Origin of the sequence: Hydrocarboniphaga sp. (assembly GCF_965279055.1) — a bacterium.
Taxonomy (GTDB): domain Bacteria; phylum Pseudomonadota; class Gammaproteobacteria; order Nevskiales; family Nevskiaceae; genus Hydrocarboniphaga.
The window spans coordinates 3457036-3479422 of sequence record NZ_OZ257125.1; the positions used below are offsets into that span (position 1 = coordinate 3457036).

Consider the following 22387-nt stretch of genomic DNA (forward strand, 5'->3'; position numbering starts at 1 on the left):
AGGGGGCGCAAGGAACATCACCGCTTGATCAGCTTGAGCGCCTGTTTCAGGCGATCAGGCTCGGGGCGACGCGCCTGGTAGCGCGCCTCGTCCCAGATGTCGAAACGGCTGATGCGGCCTTCGAACACCACACGTCCATTGGCCAGCCCGGCCTCTTCGCGCAGCCACTGCGGCAACACGATGCGGCCGGAGCCGTCCAGCTCCACCTGCACCGATCGGCCGAAAATTTCCTGCTTCAGCAACTCGGCCTGCTCGGTGTCCTCGATCGCCTGGATCTGCTCGGCGAGCCTGGCGAATTCCGGTGCCGGGAAGACTTCCAGATGCGGTTTGTCGTCATACGAAAACGGGGTCAGGTAAAGCGGGCCGCTCTCGTTTTTGGCCAACGTATGCCGAAACGACGCCGGGACCGCGATGCGGCCCTTGTCGTCCAGAGATACGGCATACCAGCCTGAGAACACCCGCGCACTCACTTTGAGCCGTGGACGGCTCACCCGTTCAAAAAGGCGAACCGCAGGGAACACAGAATCCGTTCCATGCCCCACTTCGCCCCACTACGCACCACTATATGCCACGGGAATCCACCACGCAAGCAAAAAACGTGATGAAACAAGGAGTTAAGCTTCAGGGAGCGTTCAGCAAGATAATGGCGAAGAAACAGCCACTTACGCGATTTTCTTAAAGTGAGCGGGGGAATCGTCCGCCGACGAACGCAGGGCACTGGCAGACGACGGTAGCCCGGGTGCAACCCGGGACCTGGGCACCACTCAGGGGAACCAGCCCCCGGTGCACCCGGACAACGGAGCGCGGGACGCTCCGTGATAACGAATAAAAACGAGTCGGCCTGTAAGCCGGGTTCTGTCTGGGGCCTCGCGGCCCCGCAACAACCATTCCTCTAGGCCCTGGATCACTCCAGGGCTCCAGCAGCCTACCCGGTGAGCGCGCGGACCACGCGTCGCGGTCGATTGCTCGCCGCATCCCACCCTATTTGGCCTTGCTCCGAACGGGGTTTACCGTGCCGGTCCATTGCTGGACTCGCGGTGCGCTCTTACCGCACCGTTTCACCCTTACCTGATCCCGTCTTGCGACGGGCCATCGGCGGTTTGCTTTCTGTTGCACTGGCCGTAGGCTCGCGCCTCCCAGGCGTTACCTGGCGTTCTGTCCTGCGGAGCCCGGACTTTCCTCCCCCGTCTTGCGACAGCGGCGGTTGTTCGGCCGACTCGGTGACTATTCTACGCGTCCGGCTTCGTCATCGCCGCCGCCGAGCTGCATCGCCAAGGCATACAGCTCGCTCTTGCGGCCACCGCTGAGTTCGGCCGCGACTCGCGCCGCCTTGCTTGGCGACAGTTCCTTCAGCAGCACGCGCAGCAGGCGCTCGTGTTCGGCGCGGCCAGCGCTGGCGGCCGGCGCGCCTTCGATGACCAGCACGAATTCGCCGCGCGTGCGGTTGTTGTCCGCCGCCAGCCAGGCGGCAAGGTCGGCGGCCGGCAGGGTCACGCTCTGCTCGAAGCGCTTGGTCAGCTCGCGCGCCAGGCAGACCCGGCGCTGCGCGCCGAGCACCGCGACCAGGTCGTCGAGGCAGTCAGCGATGCGGTGGCTGGATTCGTAGACGATCAGCGTATGCGGCGTGGAGCCGAGTTCGCGCAAGCGCTCGCGGCGCTGGCTGGCCTTGGACGGCAGGAAGCCGACGAAGCTGAAGGCATCGCTGGCGATGCCGGCAACCGACAGCGCGGCGATCGCCGCACAGGGGCCCGGGATCGTGATCACCGGCAGGCCCGCTTCGCGCGCGGCACGCACCAGCACGAAGCCGGGGTCGGAGATCAGCGGCGTACCGGCGTCGGAAATCACCGCCAGGCTGCGCCCGGCCTGCAGCTGCTCGACCAGCCCGGCGACCGCGCCACTCTCGTTGTGCTCGTGCAGCGCGGACAGCGGCTTGCTGATGCCGAAGTGCGACAGCAGCATGCCGCTGTTGCGCGTGTCCTCGGCGCAGATGCGGTCGACGCTGCGCAGGATCGCCTGGCCGCGCGGCGACAGGTCGGCGAGATTGCCGATCGGCGTCGCCACCACGTACAGATGTCCGGCCAGCGCGGACTGTGCGTCCTGATGCTCGTCGCTGCGGAAGGTCTCGCTCATAAAGTTGCAGCCTGCGGTCAGGGGAAGGCGAGCCGGTCGCCATGTCATACTTTAACGATGCCGACGCGTGTCCACCCGCCCCTGCTCAAGCCCCTGATGAAGCCTCGCTTCCGGGTCGCTCTTTTTTTTGCGTATTGCCTGTGCGCCGGCGCCCAGGCCGCCGAGCCGCCACGCGGCGAGCAGACGCTCGCGGCCGCCGAGGCGGCGATGAATGTCGGCGACGACCGCAAGGCAGAGAACCTGCTCAGCCAGGTGCCGCCGTCGTCGCTGGCGCTGCCGCAGATCGCGCGCGCGCAGATCCTGCGTTCGTCGATTTCACTGAAGCGCAACCTGCCGATGGCGGCCTTGCAGGCGCTGCCCAGCGGCTCGGATCACGTGCCGCTGTACGCCGAGCGCATCGAGGATCTGCGCGCGCGCGCGCTGTTCCAGCTCGGCGATCCGGTCGCGGCGACGCGCTCGCTGGTGCTGCGCGAGCGCTATCTGCAAGGTGACGGCGAGGCTCTCGCCGACAATCGCGAGCTGATCTGGCAGGGCCTGCAGCGCACGCCGCTGTCCAACGACGACGTGCCGCGCATCGCGGTGCAGGACGAGATCACGCGCGGCTGGCTGGAGCTGGCCTGGCAGCGCCAGCTCGGCGCCGCCGCGCGCTACGACAGCTGGGCCGCGCACTATCCCAAACATCCGGCGATCGGGCGCGAAGCCGCGCTGGCGCGCGCGCAGTCGACCGCGCCGCGTGGCAGCGCGCTGGCGATGCCCTCGGCGATATCGCCGCAGCCGGCCGCGGTCGCCGCCGCGCCGATCGCGCCAGGCGCGGCTCCGGCTGTGGTGATCGCCACCGCGTCGGCGCCTTTCGTCACCAGCGGCAGCGGCCGCGGCTACGCGCTGCTGCTGCCGCTGACCGGCCCGTTCGCTGCCACCGGCGAAGCGGTGCGCGCCGGCTTCCTGCAGGCGGCCGGAGCGGCAGCCAATGAAGTGCGCGTCTACGATTCCGGCGCCAGCCCGGATCAGGCGCTGGTGGCCTATCAGAACGCGCTCAGCGAAGGCGCCGCGGTGATCGTCGGCCCGCTGCAGCGCGAAGCCGTCGGCGCGATCGCGCGCATGGGCCAGCCGCAGGTGCCGATGATCGCGTTGAACGCGCTCGACGAAAAATCCGTGGCGCCGGCGAATTTCCTGCAGTTCGGCCTGGCGCCCGAAGACGAGGCGCGCGCCGCCGCCGAGCAGGCCGTCGCGCAGAACCTGCGCCGCGCGGTCGCGCTGGTGCCGAGCAGCGACTGGGGCCGGCGCGTGTTCGCCGCCTTCAGCGATCGGCTGCGCGAACTCGGCGGCCAGCTCACCGGCAACGACGTGTTCGAATCCGGCACCAACGATCCGTCGAAAATGATCAAGCGCCTGCTCGGCCTCGAGGCCAGCGAGAGCCGCCACAAGGCGCTGACCGCGGTGCTCGGCAAGGACACCGAGTTCGACGGCCGCCGCCGCGACGATGTCGACTTCGTGTTCCTCGCCGCCAAGCCCTCGGATGCGCGCGTGATCCTGCCGCAGCTGCGCTTCTTCCGAGCCGGCGGCCTGCCGATCTACTCGACCTCGCTGATTTACGAAGGCCGCGGCATCGACTGGCCGAGCATCCGCGTCTGCGACATGCCGTGGATGCTCGACAGCAGCGGCCCGTGGATCGCATCGCGAAACACCGCGATCACGCAAATTCCGGACGTGATGCGCAGCTATCCGCGCCTGGTCGCGCTCGGCAGCGACGCCTGGCGACTGGCCGGACTGCTGCACGATCACCGCCTGCAGACCGAGCAGCTGATCGACGGCGCCAGCGGCAGGCTGCGCGTCGACGCCGATGGCAAGGTCGGCCGAAACTTGAGCTGCGCGGCGCCGAATTCGGCGCTGTCGCAGGCGCTGACACCGGCGCCGGCGCCGCCCCAGCCCTGACGAACAGTGAAGGGCGCGGACGCCGAGGATCTGGCCCTCGCCTACCTGCAGAAGCAGGGCCTGCAACTGGTCCTGCGCAACTACCGCGCACGCGGCGGCGAGATCGATCTGGTGATGCGCGACGCCGGTTCGCTGCTCCTTGTCGAAGTGCGCAAGCGCAGCAGCGCGCGCTTCGGTGGCGCTGCCGAATCGGTGGATGCGCGCAAGCGCGCCCGGATCGTGCTGGCCGCGCGCTGGCTGCTGTCGCAGCGCGCCGACCTGGCCAGGCTGGCGGCGCGCTTCGATGTGGTCACGCTGGATGCGGACAACCACATCGAGTGGATCAGGGCGGCGTTCGATGCCGGGGACTGATGCCGCGTTATGTCTCGCAGTCGCGGATAGGATCCGCTCCTAAAGGAGCTGATGTAGGAGCGGATCCTATCCGCGACCGAGGCCGATCAGCCGCAACCGCCCTCGCCTACTTCACCACCCGCAAATTCGGCCGACCACTCGGCCGCGGCGGGGTCTTCGGCGCGTCGTCGTCACCGCCGCCGTCGCTCTTGGGCTTGCCGTCCGGTGGCGTCGGCGGCTCGACCTCGCCGAAGACGATGCCTTCGCCGTTCTCGCGCGCGAACACCGCGAGCACCGCACCACTGGGAACCTGCACGTCGAACGAGCGCCCGGAGAAGCGCGCGGAAAACCAGATCGGGTCGCTGCTCATGTCCAGCGCCTGTACCGCCATGCCACTGATGTTCAGCGTGATGCGGCCTTCCTGCACGAATTCACGCGGAACCACCACGCCTTCGTAGTCGGCGGACACCAGCAGGTGCGGCGTGTAGCCGTTGTCCGTCGCCCAGTCGTAAATGGCGCGGATCAGGTAAGGACGGCGGGAACGGGATGACGGCATGGGGCAATACGCAAAAAAACGCCGGAAACGGCGGATCAGTGTAGACGCTTCAGCGCTTGGGCGGCACCACACGCTGGAACGAAGTGCGAGCGAACGCGCGTTGTGCATAGCGGCGCACCGGGTCGGCCGCGGGCGGCAGCTCGAGTTTCAGCTCGGCGATGCGCCAGAACAGCGCGGTCCAGGCGCTGTCCACGATCGAATGCTCCAGGCCGAGAAACCAGCCGCGCGCCGGGAACAGCGGCGCGCTGGACGCGATCATGTCGGCGAGGCGCTTGCGCGCGGCGCGTGCGGCGGCTGGCGTCGCCGTCTCGATCAGGGCGAGCTGCATGAAATAGTCCTGCTCGATACGGTCCAGGGCCATGCGCAGGCGCGCGCGGTGCGCGGGCTCGGACGGCATCATCGGCGGGTGCGGATAGCGCTCGTCCAGATATTCGGCGATGACCCGCGCCGGATAGATCACGGTTTCGCGATCGGCCAGCGTCGGCAGGGTCTGCGAAGGATTCAGCAGCGCCAGGTCCTCGCTGATGCGCCCTGGACGCTGCAGCTCGAAGCGCGCGCCCTCGACGTCCTTCTCCGCCAACACCAGGCGCACCCACAGGCAGGTCACCGCATCGCTGCTGCAATACAGCGTGATGCCGGCGTTCGGCGCCGGCTTGGTCGGCTGGACGTACTTGGTTTTGGCGCGCAGGGACATAAGCCTTGGACTCTAAGCCTTACGGTGGTCAAAAGTCGACCAGCGACGCGCAGATAAAATCCTGAAACCAATAAAAAACGCCGCCAGGACAAACCGTGGCGGCGTTCGGTTTCAGCGCGCGAGCGCTCAGTGCTTGATGTCGCGCCAGAACTCTTTCTTCAGCAGGTAGCACAGCACCAGCAGCAGCAGCAGATAAACCATCGCCTTGGGACCGACGCCCATGCGGATGCTCTTGCCCGGCTCGGCGGCGTAGCTCATGAAGTTGACGATATCGCCGACGAACTTCTCGTACTCGTCCGGCGACAGCGTGCCGGCCTGCACCAGCTTCAGCGGCGCGCCGTGATGCTCCTCGCCGTGCTCGGCGGCTTCGCCGCCTTCATGCGCGGCTTCCTTGACCTGCCAGCCCTGCAGCTCCCACAGCACGTGCGGCATCGACGCGCCCGGCAGCACCAGGTTGTTGACGCCGACCGGACGGGTCGTGTCGACATAGAAGGTGCGCAGATAGCTGTAGACCCAGGAGGCGCCGCGCGCGCGGGTTTCCAACGTCAGGTCCGGCGGCGTCTGGCCGAACCAGACCTTGGACGCCTCCGCCGGCATCGCGCTGTGGATCTGGTCGCCGACCTTGGTCGAGGTGAACATCAGGCTGCTCTTGAGCAGCTCCTCGGGGATCTGCAGATCGTTGCCGATGCGGTTGTAGCGCAGGTACTTCATCGAGTGGCAGCCCGAGCAGTACGCCATGAAGTCGCGTGCGCCGCGCTGCATCGAGGCGATGTTCGAGGTGTCCGGCTGATAGGTGTACGGCAGCGCGTGGCCGCTTGCGGCAACCGCGGCATCCGAGATCAGCAGGCCCGCAATCGCGAGCAGGAGTTTATGAGCGCGCATTAGCCCGTCACCCTTTCCGGAACCGGCTTGGATGTTTCGAAGTTATGGACGAACAGCAGGCTGAAGAAGAAGCCGAAGTAGTAGACCGTGCCGATACGCGACAGCAGCGTGTACAGATCGCTCACCGGCTGCATGCCCAGGTAGTTCAGCATGACGAAGTCGATCGCGAAGATCAGCGTCATGATCTTGGTCAGACGCCCCTTGTAGCGGATCGACTTGACCGGGTTGCGGTCCAGCCACGGCAGCAGGAACAGGATCAGCACCGCGCCGAACATCACGATCACGCCCGGCAGCGCCGAGGCGAACATCGACGGCGTCGCACGCAACATCGCGTAGAAACTGCCGAAGTACCAGGCCGGCGTGATGTGCTCCGGCGTAACCAGCGGGTTGGCTTCCTGGAAGTTCGGCTTCTCCAGCAGATAACCGCCGCCGTCCGGCGCGAAGCAGATCACGCCGACGAAGATGATCAGGAACACCGCGACGCCGACCAGATCCTTGACCGTGTAGTACGGATGGAAGCCGATGCCGTCGAGCGGGATATGCGTCTGCGGATCCTTGTGCTTCTTGATCTCGACGCCATCGGGATTGTTGGAGCCGACTTCATGCAGCGCGATCAGGTGCGCGACCACCAGGCCGACCAGCACGAACGGCAGCGCCACCACGTGCAGCGAGAACAGGCGGTTGAGCGTGGCATCCGAGGGGATGTAGTCGCCCTGCACCCAGGTGACGATGTCCGGGCCGATGAACGGGATCGTGCCGAACAGCGAGATGATCACCTGCGCGCCCCAGTAGCTCATCTGGCCCCAGGGCAGCACGTAGCCGGCGAAGCCCTCGGCCATCAGCACCAGGAAGATCAGGCAACCGAACACCCAGATCAGTTCACGCGGCTTCTTGTAGGAGCCGTAGATCAGGCCGCGGTACATGTGCAGATAGACGACGATGAAGAACGCCGACGCGCCGGTGGAATGCATGTAGCGGATGACGTTGCCCCAGGGCACGTCGCGCATGATGTATTCGACGCTGCCGAAAGCCTCGGCGGCGCTCGGCTTGTAGTGCATCGCCAGGATGATGCCGGAGATCAGCTGGTTGACCAGCACCAGCAGCGCCAGCGAGCCGAAGTAGTACCAGAAGTTGAAGTTCTTCGGTGCGTAGTATTCGGACAGGTGGTCGCGATACAGCTTGGTCAGCGGAAAGCGGTCGTCGATCCAGCCGAGAAAGCCGGTGGTCTTGTAGGGATTGGGTACGATGGCCATGTTGTCTGGTCTTCCCTTAGGCCGCAGCCTGGTCTTCGCCAATGACGACGACGTTGTCGCCGTCGAAGCGGTACGGAGGCACCTTCAAGTTGATCGGCGCCGGCACGCCCTTGTAGACGCGGCCCGCGAGATCGAACTTGGAGCCGTGGCAGGGGCAGTAATAGCCGCCCTGCCAGTTCGGCACGATTTCCGGCGCCGGATGATCCGGGCGGAACGTCGGCGAGCAGCCCAGATGGGTGCAGGAGCCGACCAGCACCATGACGCCCGGCTTGACCGAACGCGTCGCGTTCTTGGCGTACTCGGGCTGCTGGTCGACGGTGGAATCCGGGTCGGCGAGATCGCCCTTGACCTTGTCCAGGCTGGCGACCATCTCCGGCGTGCGCTTGAGGATCCACACCGGCTTGCCGCGCCAGGCCAGGGTCAGCATCTGCCCGTCCTCGACGCCGGCGATGTCGGCCTTGACCGGGGCGCCGAGCGCCTTGGCGCGCTCGCTGGGCTTGAGCGAAGCCAGGAACGGCCAGACCACGAAGCCGGCGCCGACCGCGCCTACACCGGTGGTGGCGAGGGTCAGGAACCGGCGACGGCCCTTGTCCACCTCAGTACCCGGGCTCACGCCTTCGGGGCCCATGCCTTTCGGGCTAGCAGCAGCATTTTCCATAGATCTGGAGTTCGGTAGAAATAGTGTGGCGGCGGGCGCGCGGAGCCTGTTCTCTCTCGATCCAGGCCCCTGCAGCTAGCGGGCAACTCCCCGAAGCCTGACGATTATAAGGGGCTGATGCGGCTCGCGTCACAGGGGTCGCAGAAAAAGTTCCACGCCCGGGACGCTGCACGACTCAGCCGGCGCCGCGCAGCAGCCGCGCCAGCAGCGTGTCGACCTGCACGGACAGTCCGCCGCGCTCACGCCGGCCGCCTACGCCAGAACACTCCTCATTAAGGCGGCTACCATCAACTCCGGACTCTTAAAGGCAACCGCTACTCAAGCCGGGAAGACGCCGCTCGAACGAAGCGGCTAAAACATCAAAGTCCACCGCCGTCGGCCCGGCGCGTGACGGGCGGTCAGACGCTCACGCTCGTGCATCCGGATGCAACCAAAGCGCGCCGAGCTTGCCTTCTCTCAGCACGGCAACTGCACCTGGTGCGAATGCAATCACTTCGCCATGCACTGTTTGGTCGCCGATACACAGCCACTGAGATGATGTGTCGTGACCGACAGCCCAGCGCTTGTCAGCATTCAGGCGCTTCGATACTCCGGGCACCACTTCCCCACCGACATACTGTAATCGTCCAGGCTTCGCCGTGGGAGGATCGAGCCTTACAGCGGTCCATGATTCATGCGGACAGAGTCCCCACACATAGATCAGACGCCCGTCTTCGTCGATCTCAATCTGCACATCATTCACAAGCAACGATGTAACTCCTCGCTCTGGTTGCGGCTCCACATCAAAGCTGCGCTCGGAACGACGATAGACAAGTCGTCCCGAGAGCGGCTTTCCATCAAAACGCCTCAGCATCTATCGATCTCACTTCCCAACGAAATTGAAATGCAGGATCAAATCATCCTTCATCACCAGTTCCCATGTGCCTTGGGTTCCGCGGAAAGCACCGGGTACGTCCCAGCGAAGGGCTCCAGCAACTCCGCCTGGATCGGCAATTCCTTTTCCTGCCGCCCTGATTTCTCCAATCGTGAGAGGAGAGTTTAGGAACGGCCTTGCTAGAGAGCTGGCCCCGATCGTCTGTACAACGGGCCTGAACTTATAAGTGGATTCTCTGCGTGGGTTTAAGCTGCCATGGCCAATGGCAGTGCTGCGAAGTAGACCTGATCCGGTGTCTTGCGATCAAGGCTGCTGTGAGGGCGCCGGGCGTTATAGAAGCCGAGGTAGCGCCCGAGCGATGCCTTGGCGTGCGACACCGAGTCGTAGGCGTGCAGATAGACCTCCTCGTACTTGACTGACTTCCACAGCCGCTCGACGAAGACGTTGTCTCGCCAGCAGCCACGACCGTCCATGCTGATCGCGATGCCGTTCTGCTTGAGCAGATCGGTGAAGGCCAGGCTGGTGAATTGGCTACCCTGGTCCGTGTTGAAGATCTCGGGCTTGCCGTAGCGATGAAGTGCGTCTTCGACGGCGTCGATGCAGAAACTCGTCTCCATCGAGACCGACACGCGCCAGGCCAGCACGCGGCGCGTATGCCAGTCGATCACGGCGGCGAGGTAGACGAAGCCCTTGGCCATCGGAATGTACGTGATGTCCATCGCCCAGACCTGGTTCGGCCGATCGATCTTCAGATTGCGCAGCAGATACGGGTAGATCGGGTTCTTCGGATGGCGTCGGCTGGTGTTGGGTTTGCGGTAGATCGCCTCGATGCCCATGCGCCGCATCAGCGTGGCGACGTGCTTGCGGCCCACCTTGATGTCGACCAACGCCAGTAGATCACGCAGCATGCGGGCGCCGGCGAACGGGCATTCGAGGTGCAACGCATCGATCCGACGCATCAAGACCAGATCGGCGGCGCTGACGGGCCGGCGCAGGTAGTACACGCTGCCGCGGCTGATGCCCACGGCACGCGCCTGCTTCGTCAACGACAGCTCGTGGGTGCGGTCGATCATCGCTTTGCGCTCAGCAGTCCCACCTTGATGAGCGCGCCTTCTAAAAAATCGTTCTCCAGCGTCAGCTCGCCGATCTTGGCGTGCAGCCGTAATCTTCCCCGTCTGAGCAACAACTCATAACGAGAGCTTTCTGGCATCGTAACGCCAGGAGGCAGGAATGAAGAAGTCACGTTTTACCGAAACCCAGATCGTCACGATTCTGAAGCAGGCGGACGCCGGCATGGCCGTGAAGGACATCTGTCGCAAGGCGGGCATCAGCGAGCCGACCTACTACAGCTGGAAGTCGAAGTACGGCGGCATGCAGGCATCGGATCTGAAGCGGACCAAGGAGCTGGAAGCGGAGCTGTCGCAGCTCAAGCGCATGTACGCGGACCTGGCGCTTGAGAATCACGCGATGAAGGATCTGATCGCAAAAAAACTGTAGGGCCGGACGCCAAGCGAGAAGCGGCCGGTTACTTGGTGCACACGCATGAAGTGCCCATCGCTCGCGCCTGCAGCTGCGTTGGGTTATCCCGATCGGCGTTCTACCGCGAGCCCGATCATTGGACGGTGCGTGATGCCGAAGTCATCGCGGCTTTGGCGGCGCTGGTGGAAGGTCGTCCAAGCCGTGGTTTCTGGATGTGTCGCAAGCAGCTGCGGCGTCAGGGCCGGCCGTGGAATCACAAGCGGATTTACCGGGTATACAAGCTCATGAAACTCAACCTACGCCGTGCTGCAAAGCGTCGACTGCCCCAGCGTGAGCGGGTGCCGCTGTACGTCCCACGGCTGCCCGACAGCGTCTGGTCGGCGGATTTCATGAGCGATACGCTGATCTGCGGTCGCCGCTTCCGGCTCTTCAACGTCGTCGACGATTTCAATCGTGAATTGCTGCAGGTGGAGGTCGATACTTCGATCACCTCGGAGCGTTTGGTCCGGGTTTTCGAGCGGCTACGCAAGGAGCGCGGCTTGCCGCAGGTCCTTCGTACTGACAATGGCCCTGAATTTCTTGGCGACGCCTTTACGCAGTGGGCCAAGGCAGCGGGTATGGCGATCCAGTACATCCAGCCTGGCAAGCCCAACCAGAACGCCTATATCGAGCGCTTCAACCGCACGATGCGCAACGAACTGCTCGACCAGCATCTCTTTGTCCGCCTCGACGATGTCCGTGAGGCCGTCTACTGGTGGATGCTCGAATACAACGAACAAAGACCCCATGACTCGCTCGGCGATATGACGCCGATCGAGTACGCTCAAGCCGCCAGAAACTCTAGTTTCGAACTGTCGCCTTGACGGGGAAGATTACGTTCCCGCCGGCACACGCGCGGATCGCACCTTTCCCGGATGGGTGGCGGTGTGGATCTCCTTGAGCTTGCGGATGGAGACCTGGGTGTAAATCTGCGTGGTGGACAGCTCCGCGTGGCCGAGCATCGCCTGGATGTAGCGGATATCCGCGCCGTTCTCCAGCATCAGCGTCGCCATCGTGTGCCGGAACAGGTGGCAGGAACCGCTCTTGCCTAAGTCCGCCGCGTTGATGTACTCGCGCACCATCTGTGTGAGGCGGTTCGGCGTAAACGGCTCACCGCGTGCCGCTAGCGCGCCTGACTTTCCTACGCGGTCACTTCATGTAAAAACGGTCGATCAAGGCTTCAAGCACCTTGCCCTCGTTCGTTGGCTCGTAAGCATCATCGAAACCGACCTTGGCCAAGTGATCCGTAAGGACCTCTCGAAACCTTTCTGATGTCTCCGACGAAAGCGGAATCGACATCCCGCTGCCTTCGCCATCCTTGGCATCCCGAACTATTCGCGCAAGCTCATCAGGCAGGAATGCAGCATTCCTCAGATACATGGCCTCTCGCCCAGAAAGACGCACAACACTGTGTTTCTCGTCGCTCATGGCTGCGCACCGGCCCTAGACAGAGGATTCACCGAAACAATCTGTCCGGTCTCAGGATTCACAACTACACGGGCATTTTGACCCGTGAAAATTTGGAACGGCCGCCCCTGTTTATCGACACCTTCAGCTATCTTTGACGGATTCTTCAGGGCGTCCAAGATTGCCTGTGGCTTTGTTCCAGCGCGTGACGCCGCATCACCGATCGCGCGATCAACTCCGTGCCGCGTAAACCCACCAATACGTGTGCCATTCTTAGCAACGATCTCCGCTGCTCCCTTTGCGGCCTTAAATCCCGCATTCGCAATACCCGCATCGGAGACCACGCCGATCGCCGCTGCCGCGATGGATAAACCCGCATCCGTCCACTCGCCTTGCAGGCCATAGAGCCCGCCATCCACAAGTGATGCAGCCGCACCCAGAAGCGATGGCACAAACGAAGCTGCAGTAAGCGCACCATGTGCATACCCGAAGGCGCCTCCACCCTCCCGGCCCCTGCCGTTTACAGAGCTACTGTCCCCACCTATAACTGTCGCGGCTCCGCTATCCCTTCCCAAATTCCCCTCGACAATAATTTCCGCCGGCAATGGCCCGCCACAGTAGTCGGGCACCGCTGCCGCCGGCTTCGCATTCTGCCTACCGTGGTTCTGACCGCTCCCACCGCCGCCCCCGCCCCCGCCCCCGTAGCTGAATACTCCGCCCGAACTGCCACCACCACCGCCGCCATCTACGTAAACCGTCTCAATGTCTTCATCTGAAAACCCCGTCGGGTCCACTAGGCTCAAAGGATTATTTCGAACGTAGCTGTAGCGGTTATGGCTTTGAGGATCGAACACATTCGGGGTAGTCGGATCCGCCGATATCATTCGGCCGAGGCTGGGATCATAGACCCGCCCCCGCATATGAATCATCGAAACGGAATCCATCATGCGATGACCCGTGTATCCCTCGCTCGTAGTCGAGTTTAGAACACCCAAATCGGCTGGAGCTGGCGCACCGGTCCACGCGTTACCTCGCCGCCTGCCGAATGCATCGAATGAAGCCCTGACTACAACGCCCGAAGCTTGATTCGTTATCGCATCTAAACTTCCAAGATGATCACGATGCAGGTAATAAGTATCAGCAGTCGCGTTGGAACGCTTCGTGTACTGCGCAACGGTTTCGCCGTTCACTGGAATCAGATGTCGGTACTGCGTAACGCCACCGCTTACCACCTGCTCAAAAACACCCGCTACATAGATTGAATTTGTTGTAACACCCGCCTCGACCGTCGCCCGTTTGACGAGATTCCGCCACGCATCGTACTTGAGCGTTTCACTGTTTCCGCCTGAACTCATGCCAGTCGGGTAACCGTAAGACGACCAAACTGCACCGAAGCTCCCTTTACTCAGCAATGTTCCGTCGGCGTCGTATCCCAGTGTGGTGGTGCCAGCAGTAGCGGCGGCGTGCGGACGTGCAGAATCGTATGTGTAAGCTCCTACGTCAGATTTAGCTGCGATATTGCCAATGTCGCTGTAATCCAATGTCAGTACGCTTACGCCATTACGTTCCGCCTTTTTCAAGCGATCCAAAGAGTCGTATATGGGAAAAGACTCTGACACTGCCTGACGCAAATCCGATCTATTGACCAAGCGGTCCACAGAGTCCCAACCATAACTTAAATTTTGAACTCCACCCCCCGTTCCACTCTGGATAGTATCCAGGTACCCGCGCGCGACATCGTAATGCCGGGCCGTTTGAATGCCATTCCCCAAAGTTTCTTGCGTGACTTGTCCGCGTGCATTCACGCTATCGGCAGACCAATACACGGTTCCGGGAGAGGCTGAATTGATTACATCTTTCAGTGCACCGCTCGCGGCATCGTATCGATAGGTTACAGCGAATCTAGAAGCGTCGATCGTTGGATATGTCAGCGTCGAAATCCTGCTGAAATTGTCGTACTCGAACGACACCGCATTAAATGAATTGCCGATCTCCATCGATAGCTCGGCTGTACGGCCAAGCCCGTCGTAGACCCTATACTCGGTATAATTTCCCGGGCCGTCGACTTCCGCTAACTCGCCAATGCCCTTGCCGGATGCAATATCGTACTGCCACTTGGTTTCGCCATCTGCTTCGGTGCGCAGTTTCGGCCTACCCAGCTTGTCGTACTTGTAGGTCGTTATCTGAGATCGAGCATTAGTCATGGACTTGAGCTCGCCCAATCCATTAAACGAGTAACTTGACGCGCCCATATCGGGGTCCGAGATATTCGAGAGATGCCCCCAACCGTCATAGCTTCTTGATACAATATTGCCGACGTCGTCCGTTACGCTCTTCAATTCACCGAAAGGCCAGTAGCCGAAGTACATGTCGTTATTTAGCGCATCGACAACACGCACAACCGCACCCATCGCGTTTGAATACCGAGTAGTGGATTGGCTAGCTGGACTTGTCATCGTTTCAACTGACTGGCCACCATAGACGCTGTAGGCGAAGGTGTAATTTCTACCGTTCGCCTGCGATTCGCTCAACGGGCGGCCAACCTGAGTCACACGGTCCAGCACGTCATAGTCGAAAGTATTCCAGTAGACAACGCCGCCCGAATAGTAAGGCTCGCTTGTTCTATAAACGCGACCTATGGGATCGTACTCATTCAATGTGTAAGAATCGGCTCCGCCGAGCATTTTCCGGCTGGACTGGATTGGGCGATTTTTATAGTCGTATATCTCATAGGCAGAACCGCCAAATGATCCCGCACTCGAAATCGCCGTATAAATTTTGTATTTCCCGTTCGACAGCCCGCAACCCAGAGAACACCATGAATAGGACCAACTGGTCGTACTCGTGTCTGGGCGTGTCTCATAGAAAACCCTGCCGAATCCATCGTATTGCCATGAAATCGTAAGGTTATTTGCATCAGTTAGCTGCTGGACAACTCCTTTTCCATAATCCCACTGCAGTTGAATTACATGATCCAGGGCATTCGTGTATGAAGTAGGGCGGTACCCATTTGGCGCGTAACTAATTGACGTCCGCCGTAGCGGTTCGCCATATGGGACAACGTCTATTGATCGGACATTGCCATAACTATCGTATCCATAAGTGGTCGCAACTTCGAGGGCACCTGGCATAGCGGTAGCGCTTCGCAGGTTGCATCGATTGTAGTTCTGGTCCAACGATGCAGTTCGGGTAGCAGATGAGCCATCGGGCTGCGTCATCACGATGCTGATATTTGTCGGCCGAGCCAGACACCAAGTGCTGCTTTCGCTGGCAGTGTCGAACTGATTGGTAATTACCTTACGCCAAACGTTGGTGGCTGGATCGGTCACTTCAATTGTTTCATTCGTGATGCCGAACATCGTGTTGTAGACCACCGACCGAGAAACAGTGCGCCTCAGCGCTCCGTCGTCATCTCGTTCTGTGGAAACGATAGGCGAAGCATATGGGAAGCTTCTAGCAGTAGTGCCCGATCCATAATCGACGGTCGCTTTGGCAAGGCTCTGCTCGGAGACAATGTATCCGGATGTGCCGCCGGGGACGATGACCCTCACCAAACTCGGCATCGTTGTCCACGGAAACTCCTGATAAAAATCCCTTACTCGCTTAACGCCGTTTCTCGAATCAACGACGCTGCGCTGAGCAAAGCCCAAGTAGCCGCGCCCCTGCACATGCACCTTCGCCCCAAGATAGGAATAGGTGAGAGAATATGTGCCGCCAACACCGTCGTTCGACACTATTTGCCTCACCACGTATTGAGGCGCTTGAAAATCTCGAACCGGGAATAAGGAGCCCGAGCTCTTCGTGTGCACACTCGGGTCAGTCAGGGCCGCATAGGTGACTTGGCGATAGTTGCCAAGCCCATCGGTAAACGTGGTGGCAAGGTCTGCTGCTGCGCCAGAATGGATTTGCGTTCGCCAAGTCCCATAGCCGGAATCGTAATAGGCCAAGTCGCTCTGCCGATCCCCATTACTCTCAAGTACGGCTGTCGCACCTGAAATAGGGAACTCGGATGTTGAGATATCAACGGGCAGATCAAACGAAGTCGCATTAGCCTTAACGATTCGCCAGTTGACGGTGCCGTTTTTATAAACGATATCCTGTCGCCCGTCGCCGTCATAGTCGAACAATAGTGCGTCAGAGATCGCGCTCGGGACCGATATTCCCGTGTTAACAGTCGAAAACGTTCCGTCGCCCTTACTCAAGCAATAAACTAAAGTTGAGCCGCTCCGATAGGCCACGTCGGTGTTCCCGTCTCCATTTGCATCCAACAGCAGCGGTGCAGGAGCCTCAACCGCCTCCTCCATCGTAACGGCCGTGCTCGTGTATGAATCTCCTTGAGAGGTCAGCGCGTTCCAATAGTAGTATTTGGTTACACCTCCGCCCTCGCCTTCAAACTCTTTTACAATCGAGAGAAGCAGGAAATCTGTTCGCCCATCACCATTAAAATCAGCGCGCCTTATGACGCGTCGATTTAGTCCACTTTGAAAGTCGGTCGGGACCTTACCCTCCGCCTGAACTCCAACGTCATAGAGCGTTCGTACAGTGGCTTCGAAAGTATTCCCAGTGCTGAAACGTCCTTTCAGATACTGGCCTTCTACCCACACCAGATCGTCCCTGCCGTCGCCATTTACGTCACCGCTGATTTGCTGTGTAAGCGCACCGGTAATTGGCACAGTTGTCGCTGTCGACACCAACGTGGATCCATTCGATTTAAGTACCGTCCAGTTAGTGGCAGTACTATTAGGAATCAATAGATCACCGCGCCCGTCTCCGTCTATGTCCAGGGCAAGCGACGAAGAAAAATAGGCGTCGGAATAGGCGATGCTGCTTGCTGCTCCGAGAGTGCCATCAAACAAACCGAGTCGAAGCTTTAGCTGGCCCGCATATGAGGATAGAACATCGTCCCGCCCGTCTCCATTTACGTCGAGAAGTCTAAGCGTCGTAGTTGCCAAAGAGGGAGACGCAGACGTCGGGACCGCGAACCCTTTTGTTCCATTTTGCCAACTGATCGTAGTAGGCGGAAAACAGTCGGACCCTGCGCATTCGGTTACCGACTCAAGAAGACTACGTTGTGTAGTGACACCACTCGCTGGCTTATACGACAGCGAATACTGATGAACATTGGCGCTGTTATACAAAACCGCTATCGAGGTAAGGCGGTAGGGTTGCTTTATCTGGCTACCGGCAAGATAGTTCTGCCTTACGTCGACAGCTGGCTTTAATTCATATGTGAACGCAATGCGGTACAAACCCTCGCCTTGCGGGGTTCCCGTGTAGTAAATCTCAATCGGTCGATATGATCCGGCCTCCTTCGCATAGACAAATCGTATGTAGTTCCCGGATGTGTCAGTTATTCGTGAAATCGCCCAGGTCCTAACGACCGCGGTACCATCAAACTCGATACGCGAGTCGTCGGTGCCTCCATACTGCACGATATTTCCGTTCGGACTGTGCACTTGGAACCATTGCGGGCCGGAACTGGGAATCCAACCAAGTGCACCCGATGAATTCGCCGTTATTTTATTAAAAGTTTGAATTTCCGTTTCATACACCGATCCGCTGGCGCCGTAGTTTCCGGAAATTACCTTTAACTTGTTATCACCAAGGCAGAAACGATCGCTCATCGTTCTATTGACGGGCGCCACCAATCCGTCCTGTGCGAGAGTACTTTTGCACCGAGAAATTGACGATAGCCCGCTTACGTCCCAGCCGAAGCCGACAAGGCCGTTGTTGGCAACGTTCGAATACCCAATCGCTAGCCTTGGCTCCATCCCAGCAATACCAGATGGAAGCGATATTGGAATTGAGAACTCTGCCGCCCCCGACGGACTCACCGAAAAACTGTCTTCCGTTGCACCGACATCGTCGGCCACAGCATGCGCCGCCGAACAGAAGAGAAAGACAGCCGCAAGAATTCTAACGACCTGCTCCATAGCCGTACCCCCAAGTTCCCTGCTCGAACTTTATTGAGGTAATGATTGCTCTGCAACCGGATTGCTGACGCCGGCAAGAGCAGTCGAATTAGAGTGACTCCAGCTGAGAAGGTCGATCTGATTGCGGTTCTGCAGTGCTCACCAATTCGAGCTTGGCGCGGCAGTGCCAGTAACTCCACGTAATTGCATTCGGAGGCATGTCACCTCAGCAGCTCCTCGAGCTGGTCGGACGCGGCCTCGCCGCGCAGCAGCCGCGCCAGTAGCGAGCCAACCTGCACGCGCAGCTCGCCGACATTGGACTGGCGCACCATCGCCTTGACCTCGAGCACGCTGCTCGGGTGCATCGAGAATTCGGTCAGGCCCAGACCCAGCAGCAGCCGCGTATAGCGCGGGTCGCCGGCCATTTCGCCGCACATCGCGACTTCGATGCCGGCCGCCTCGCCGGCCTGGATCGTCATCCGGATCAGCTGCAGCACGGCCGGGTGCAGCGGGTCGTACAGATAGTTGACCTCGTCGTCGACGCGGTCGATCGCCAGCGTGTACTGGATCAGGTCGTTGGTGCCGATCGAGAAGAACTTGGCGTGCCGGGCCAGGATCGGCGCCGCGATCGCCGCGGCCGGCACCTCGATCATCGCGCCGATCGGCAGCTTGTCGGCCATCGCCACGCCCTGTGCGCGCAGCTCCTCGCGCAGGCTCCCGATGATCGCCGCAGCCTGGCGGAACTCGGCGAGGCTGCTGATCATCGGCAGCATGATCTGCATCTGGCCGTGCGCCGAGGCCCGCAGCAGCGCACGCAGCTGGCTGCGGAACATCTCCGGCTCTTTCAGGCACAGCCGGATCGCGCGCAGGCCCAGCGCCGGGTTGTTGGGCGTCGGCCCGCGGCTGCGGCCGGAATCGACCTGCTTGTCGGCGCCCAGGTCCAGCGTGCGGATCGTGATCGGGCCTTTCACCGCCGACACCACGCGCGCATAGGCGTCGTACTGCTCGTCTTCGCTGGGCTGATCCTTGCGGTTCATGAACAGGAATTCGGTTCGGTACAGGCCCACGCCTTCGGCGCCGTTGGCGGCCGCCACCGCCGCGTCTTCCGGCAGCTCGATGTTGGCCAGCAGGTGGATCAGCTCGCCGTCGCGCGACTCGGCCGGCTCGTCGCGGATCAGGCTGAGCTTGTTGCGCGCCACCGCCTGCGCGCGCTGCTTGCGCCGGTAGAACGCCAGCGCCTGCGCTTCCGGGTCGGCGAGCACGTGGCCGAGTTCGCCATCGATGATCGCCTGCTCGCCTTCGCGCAACAGCCGCCGCGCGTTGTGCATGCCGACGATCGCCGGAATGCCGAGGCTGCGTGCCAGGATCGCGGTGTGGCTCAACGGCCCGCCGTACTCGGTGACGAAGGCGACCACCGACTGCTGAGCCAGCAGGATGATGTCGGCCGGCGTGATGTCGTCGGAGACGATCACGGTCGGCTCGCTGATGCTTTCGGACTTCAGCGCCAGCTGGCGATCGGTCTTCATCAGCACCCGCAGAATACGCGTGCAGACGTGCTCGACATCGTCGCCGCGGGTGCGCAGGTACGGGTCTTCCATCTGCTGAAAGACTTCGACCAGCGCGTCGCGCGAGCGCCGCAGCGCGGCCTCGGCGTTGCAGCGCTGGGCCCGGATATGGCCGACGGTGGCCTCGGTGATCGAGCGGTCGTCCATCATCAGCAGATGGGTGTCGATGAACGCGGCGATATCGCCCGGCGTACCCACCGGAATACGTGCGCGCACTTCGCGCAGCTGTTCTTTCGCGCGACGCTGCGCGCCGTAGAAGCGCACCACCTCGCCCTCGATGTCCACCACCGGCAGCGTGTACTCAGGAATCTCCAAATCGCCGCCGTGCAGCTTCTGCACGCGACCGATCGCGATGCCGCGCGAGACGCCGATGCCGGGCAGCCAGAGGCTCATGCTGTCGGCTGTTTCCCCTCTCCCTCCGGGAGAGGGTGGCGCGCAGCGCCGGGTGAGGGAGTTGCAGATTCGAGCCGCACTGCGAGCCCCTCACCCGTCCCTTCGGGACACCCTCTCCCGGAGGGAGAGGGCAACGACGATCGAGAACAGTCGGCGAATCTCATGTCTCAGGCTTCCTCGCCAAAGCGATCCGCGATCAGCGCCGCCAGCTCGTCCAGCGCCGCCTGCGCGTCGCCGCCTTCGGCGATCAGCGTGATCTGGCTGCCCTGCGCCGCGGCCAGCATCATCACGCCCATGATGCTTTTGCCGCTGACTTCGCGCTGCTCCTTGCGCACGCGGATATCCGCGGCGAACTTCGAGGCCAGCGTGACCAGCTTGGCCGCGGCACGCGCATGCAGGCCGAGGCGGTTGACGATCGTGACGCTGCGTTCCACAAATCTCTCCTCAAGAGCTCAAACGCGGGCACAGGGTGATGCCCTTCCGGCCGCCTTCGACAGCGGCGCGGGCCATTTCATCCAGGCTCAACGCGGGGTAGTTGAACACGCGCACCAGCATCGGCAGGTTGACACCGGCGACCACCAGGGTCGGCGTGCCGCTCGCCAGCTGGTTGGCGATATTGGCCGGCGTCGAGCCATAGGCGTCGGTCAGCAGCAGCACGCCGGCGCCGCGATCGAGCCGCTCGATCATGCGCACGCCCTGGCGCAGCAGCACGTCGGTGGCCTGCACGCGACGCACTTCGAGCACGTCGGTTTCCAGCGGCAGCGGGCCGAGCATGTCGGTCATCGTCTCGATCAGCAGGTGTCCGAGCTTGCCGTGCATGACCAGCAGCAGGCCGACGCTCATTGCAGTTCCCGATGCTTGTGCATGATCTGGTCGGTATGCGCGCGAAAGCGCTCGGCCAGCCGCTCGACGATATACACGCTGCGATGCTGGCCGCCGGTGCAGCCGATGGCGATGGTCAGATAGGCGCGATCCTGCGCACGGAACGACGGCAGCCAGTTCTCCAGAAAACGCGAGATGTCGTCGATCATCGACACCACCGGCGTGTGGCTTTTCAGCCAGGCTTCGACCTTGGCGTCGCGACCGGTGAGCTTGCGCAGGCCGGGCTCCCAATGCGGATTCGGCAGGCAACGCACATCGAAAATATAGTCGACGCCGCTGGGCACGCCGTTCTTGAACCCAAAGCTCAGGAACAGCACCGACAGCTTGCCTTCGCCGGCTTCCGACAGGCGCTGATAAACCGCCTCGCGCGCCTCGTGCAGGTTCAGGTGCGAGGTGTCGAGCGGCTCTTCGGCGAAGTTGGCGATCGGCTGCAGCAGCGTGCGTTCTTTTTTAATCGCCTCAAGCAGCGACAACTTGTCGGTCGACAGCGGATGCTTGCGCCGCGTCTCGCTGTAGCGGCGCATGATCACGTCGTCGTCAGCGGTCAGGAACAGCACGCGCACGTCGACGCCTTTCTGGCGCAGCTTGCTCAGGTACACCGGAAAGCGCCGGATCTGTGCCGCGGTTTCACGCGCGTCGATGCCGATCGCCAGGCGCTCGTAGCGCTTGCCGGAAGCCTTGGACAGCGCGCGCCGCAACATCGGGTCAATCAGCGCCAGCGGGATATTGTCGATGCAATACCAGCCCAGATCCTCGAACTGTTTCAGCGCGACGGTCTTGCCGGCGCCGGACAGGCCACTGACGATCACCAGTTTCATACGAACCGCTTCATGGCTTGGCTGGCTTCCTGGGTTGCAGCGGCACCGGCGGCTATCGCGCTGGTCTGCCGCGCGACGAAATCGGCCGCGGCATCGTAGCCGCTGCGCTTGAGTTGCTGGTCGCGGCAGGCGGCCTCGGCCAGCGCCGCGAGATTGTGACCGACGCGGATCGGCAACGCGATCTCGGCGATGCCGGCGCCGAGCAGCGGGCGCGTATTGCGCTGGCCGTAGACGCGGTCCGGCATCTCGGCGGCCTCGCTGGGCGCGATCAGCCTCAGCATCAGGTCCAGCGGACAGCCGTCGAGCACGGCCGCGGCGCCGAACATGCGCTCGATGTTGAGGATGCCCAAGCCGCGTACTTCGAGAAAACCGCGCAGCAGCGGCGGGCAGCGGCCGTGGATGCGGCCGTCGCCGGCCTTGATGAATTCAGCGGCGTCATCGGCGATCAGCCGGTGACCGCGTGCCAGCAACTCCAGCGCCAGCTCGCTCTTGCCGACGCCGCTGCCGCCGACCAGCAGCACGCCGACGTCGAATATCTGGATGAACACCCCATGCAGGGTCAGCGGCGCGCTGCTCATGGCGC

Annotated in this window: 18 protein-coding genes, 1 other RNA gene and 2 pseudogenes; 3 read left to right on the plus strand and 18 right to left on the minus strand. The window is 61.9% G+C overall.

Annotated features, from left to right (window positions below; genetic code table 11):
- Positions 1-17 precede the first annotated feature (17 nt).
- The 3 genes from ACQZF9_RS15590 to rsmI form a co-directional block, all read right to left on the minus strand.
- Complete coding sequence (locus ACQZF9_RS15590; protein ID WP_428309882.1) at positions 18-542, minus strand: division/cell wall cluster transcriptional repressor MraZ; 525 nt, start codon at positions 540-542, stop codon at positions 18-20.
- Positions 543-828: 286 nt separating this feature from the next.
- Positions 829-1220: RNase P RNA component class A (gene rnpB / locus ACQZF9_RS15595), an RNA gene on the minus strand.
- Between the two features lie 4 nt (positions 1221-1224).
- A complete protein-coding gene (gene rsmI, locus ACQZF9_RS15600) occupies positions 1225-2130 on the minus strand; it encodes a 16S rRNA (cytidine(1402)-2'-O)-methyltransferase (RefSeq protein WP_428309883.1) in 906 nt (301 codons plus the stop codon).
- Between the two features lie 57 nt (positions 2131-2187).
- Between rsmI and ACQZF9_RS15605 the strand changes: the two genes are divergently transcribed.
- Both ACQZF9_RS15605 and ACQZF9_RS15610 read left to right on the plus strand, forming a co-directional pair.
- The gene (locus ACQZF9_RS15605; protein WP_428309884.1) at positions 2188-4062 is read left to right on the plus strand and encodes a penicillin-binding protein activator; all 1875 of its coding nucleotides are present in this window, start codon (positions 2188-2190) and stop codon (positions 4060-4062) included.
- Between the two features lie 6 nt (positions 4063-4068).
- Positions 4069-4413: a YraN family protein gene (locus ACQZF9_RS15610; protein ID WP_428309885.1), complete on the plus strand. Its 345-nt coding sequence runs from the start codon at positions 4069-4071 to the stop codon at positions 4411-4413.
- Between the two features lie 106 nt (positions 4414-4519).
- Here the strand turns inward: ACQZF9_RS15610 and ACQZF9_RS15615 are convergent, their stop codons facing one another.
- From ACQZF9_RS15615 to ACQZF9_RS15645, 7 genes and pseudogenes are all read right to left on the minus strand, one after another.
- Entirely contained in the window at positions 4520-4948 is a 429-nt protein-coding gene (locus ACQZF9_RS15615; protein WP_428309886.1) for a ClpXP protease specificity-enhancing factor, read from the minus strand.
- A gap of 49 nt (positions 4949-4997) precedes the next feature.
- On the minus strand, positions 4998-5642 hold the full coding sequence (locus tag ACQZF9_RS15620) for a glutathione S-transferase N-terminal domain-containing protein (RefSeq protein ID WP_428309887.1): 645 nt from the start codon (positions 5640-5642) through the stop codon (positions 4998-5000).
- Between the two features lie 126 nt (positions 5643-5768).
- The gene (locus tag ACQZF9_RS15625; protein ID WP_428309888.1) at positions 5769-6524 is read right to left on the minus strand and encodes a cytochrome c1; all 756 of its coding nucleotides are present in this window, start codon (positions 6522-6524) and stop codon (positions 5769-5771) included.
- Positions 6524-7777 (minus strand): cytochrome b, encoded by a 1254-nt coding sequence (locus ACQZF9_RS15630; RefSeq protein WP_428309889.1) that lies wholly within the window; start codon positions 7775-7777, stop codon positions 6524-6526. Before ACQZF9_RS15630 ends, ACQZF9_RS15625 begins: the two co-directional genes overlap by 1 nt.
- A 16-nt stretch (positions 7778-7793) precedes the next feature.
- Entirely contained in the window at positions 7794-8390 is a 597-nt protein-coding gene (gene petA / locus ACQZF9_RS15635; RefSeq protein WP_428309890.1) for a ubiquinol-cytochrome c reductase iron-sulfur subunit, read from the minus strand.
- Positions 8391-8841: 451 nt separating this feature from the next.
- Positions 8842-9288: a hypothetical protein gene (locus ACQZF9_RS15640; RefSeq protein ID WP_428309891.1), complete on the minus strand. Its 447-nt coding sequence runs from the start codon at positions 9286-9288 to the stop codon at positions 8842-8844.
- 266 nt (positions 9289-9554) lie between these two features.
- A pseudogene (locus tag ACQZF9_RS15645) lies at positions 9555-10468 on the minus strand (IS3 family transposase); the annotation flags it as partial.
- A 71-nt stretch (positions 10469-10539) separates the two neighbouring features.
- Between ACQZF9_RS15645 and ACQZF9_RS15650 the strand changes: the two are divergent.
- Positions 10540-11651, plus strand: a protein-coding gene (locus ACQZF9_RS15650; RefSeq protein WP_428309892.1) for an IS3 family transposase whose coding sequence is annotated in 2 segments (ribosomal slippage) — positions 10540-10792 and positions 10792-11651 — 1113 coding nt in all. Because the reading frame shifts where the segments join, the coding sequence is not laid out codon by codon here.
- A 42-nt stretch (positions 11652-11693) separates the two neighbouring features.
- Here ACQZF9_RS15650 and ACQZF9_RS15655 read toward each other — a convergent pair.
- From ACQZF9_RS15655 to ACQZF9_RS15690, 8 genes and pseudogenes are all read right to left on the minus strand, one after another.
- A pseudogene (locus tag ACQZF9_RS15655) lies at positions 11694-11954 on the minus strand (tyrosine-type recombinase/integrase); the annotation flags it as partial.
- Positions 11955-11976: 22 nt separating this feature from the next.
- Positions 11977-12255 (minus strand): hypothetical protein, encoded by a 279-nt coding sequence (locus tag ACQZF9_RS15660; protein ID WP_428309893.1) that lies wholly within the window; start codon positions 12253-12255, stop codon positions 11977-11979.
- On the minus strand, positions 12252-18167 hold the full coding sequence (locus tag ACQZF9_RS15665) for an FG-GAP-like repeat-containing protein (RefSeq protein ID WP_428309894.1): 5916 nt from the start codon (positions 18165-18167) through the stop codon (positions 12252-12254). Before ACQZF9_RS15665 ends, ACQZF9_RS15660 begins: the two co-directional genes overlap by 4 nt.
- 200 nt (positions 18168-18367) lie before the next feature.
- The gene (ptsP, locus tag ACQZF9_RS15670) at positions 18368-20104 is read right to left on the minus strand and encodes a phosphoenolpyruvate--protein phosphotransferase (RefSeq protein WP_428309895.1); all 1737 of its coding nucleotides are present in this window, start codon (positions 20102-20104) and stop codon (positions 18368-18370) included.
- Positions 20105-20271: 167 nt separating this feature from the next.
- A complete protein-coding gene (locus ACQZF9_RS15675) occupies positions 20272-20538 on the minus strand; it encodes an HPr family phosphocarrier protein (RefSeq protein WP_428309896.1) in 267 nt (88 codons plus the stop codon).
- Positions 20539-20548: 10 nt separating this feature from the next.
- Positions 20549-20947, minus strand: a complete 399-nt coding sequence (locus tag ACQZF9_RS15680) for a PTS sugar transporter subunit IIA (protein ID WP_428309897.1) — start codon at positions 20945-20947, stop codon at positions 20549-20551.
- Positions 20944-21804: an RNase adapter RapZ gene (rapZ, locus tag ACQZF9_RS15685; RefSeq protein WP_428309898.1), complete on the minus strand. Its 861-nt coding sequence runs from the start codon at positions 21802-21804 to the stop codon at positions 20944-20946. Before rapZ ends, ACQZF9_RS15680 begins: the two co-directional genes overlap by 4 nt.
- The gene (locus tag ACQZF9_RS15690; protein WP_428309899.1) at positions 21801-22382 is read right to left on the minus strand and encodes a hypothetical protein; all 582 of its coding nucleotides are present in this window, start codon (positions 22380-22382) and stop codon (positions 21801-21803) included. Before ACQZF9_RS15690 ends, rapZ begins: the two co-directional genes overlap by 4 nt.
- Positions 22383-22387 lie beyond the last annotated feature (5 nt).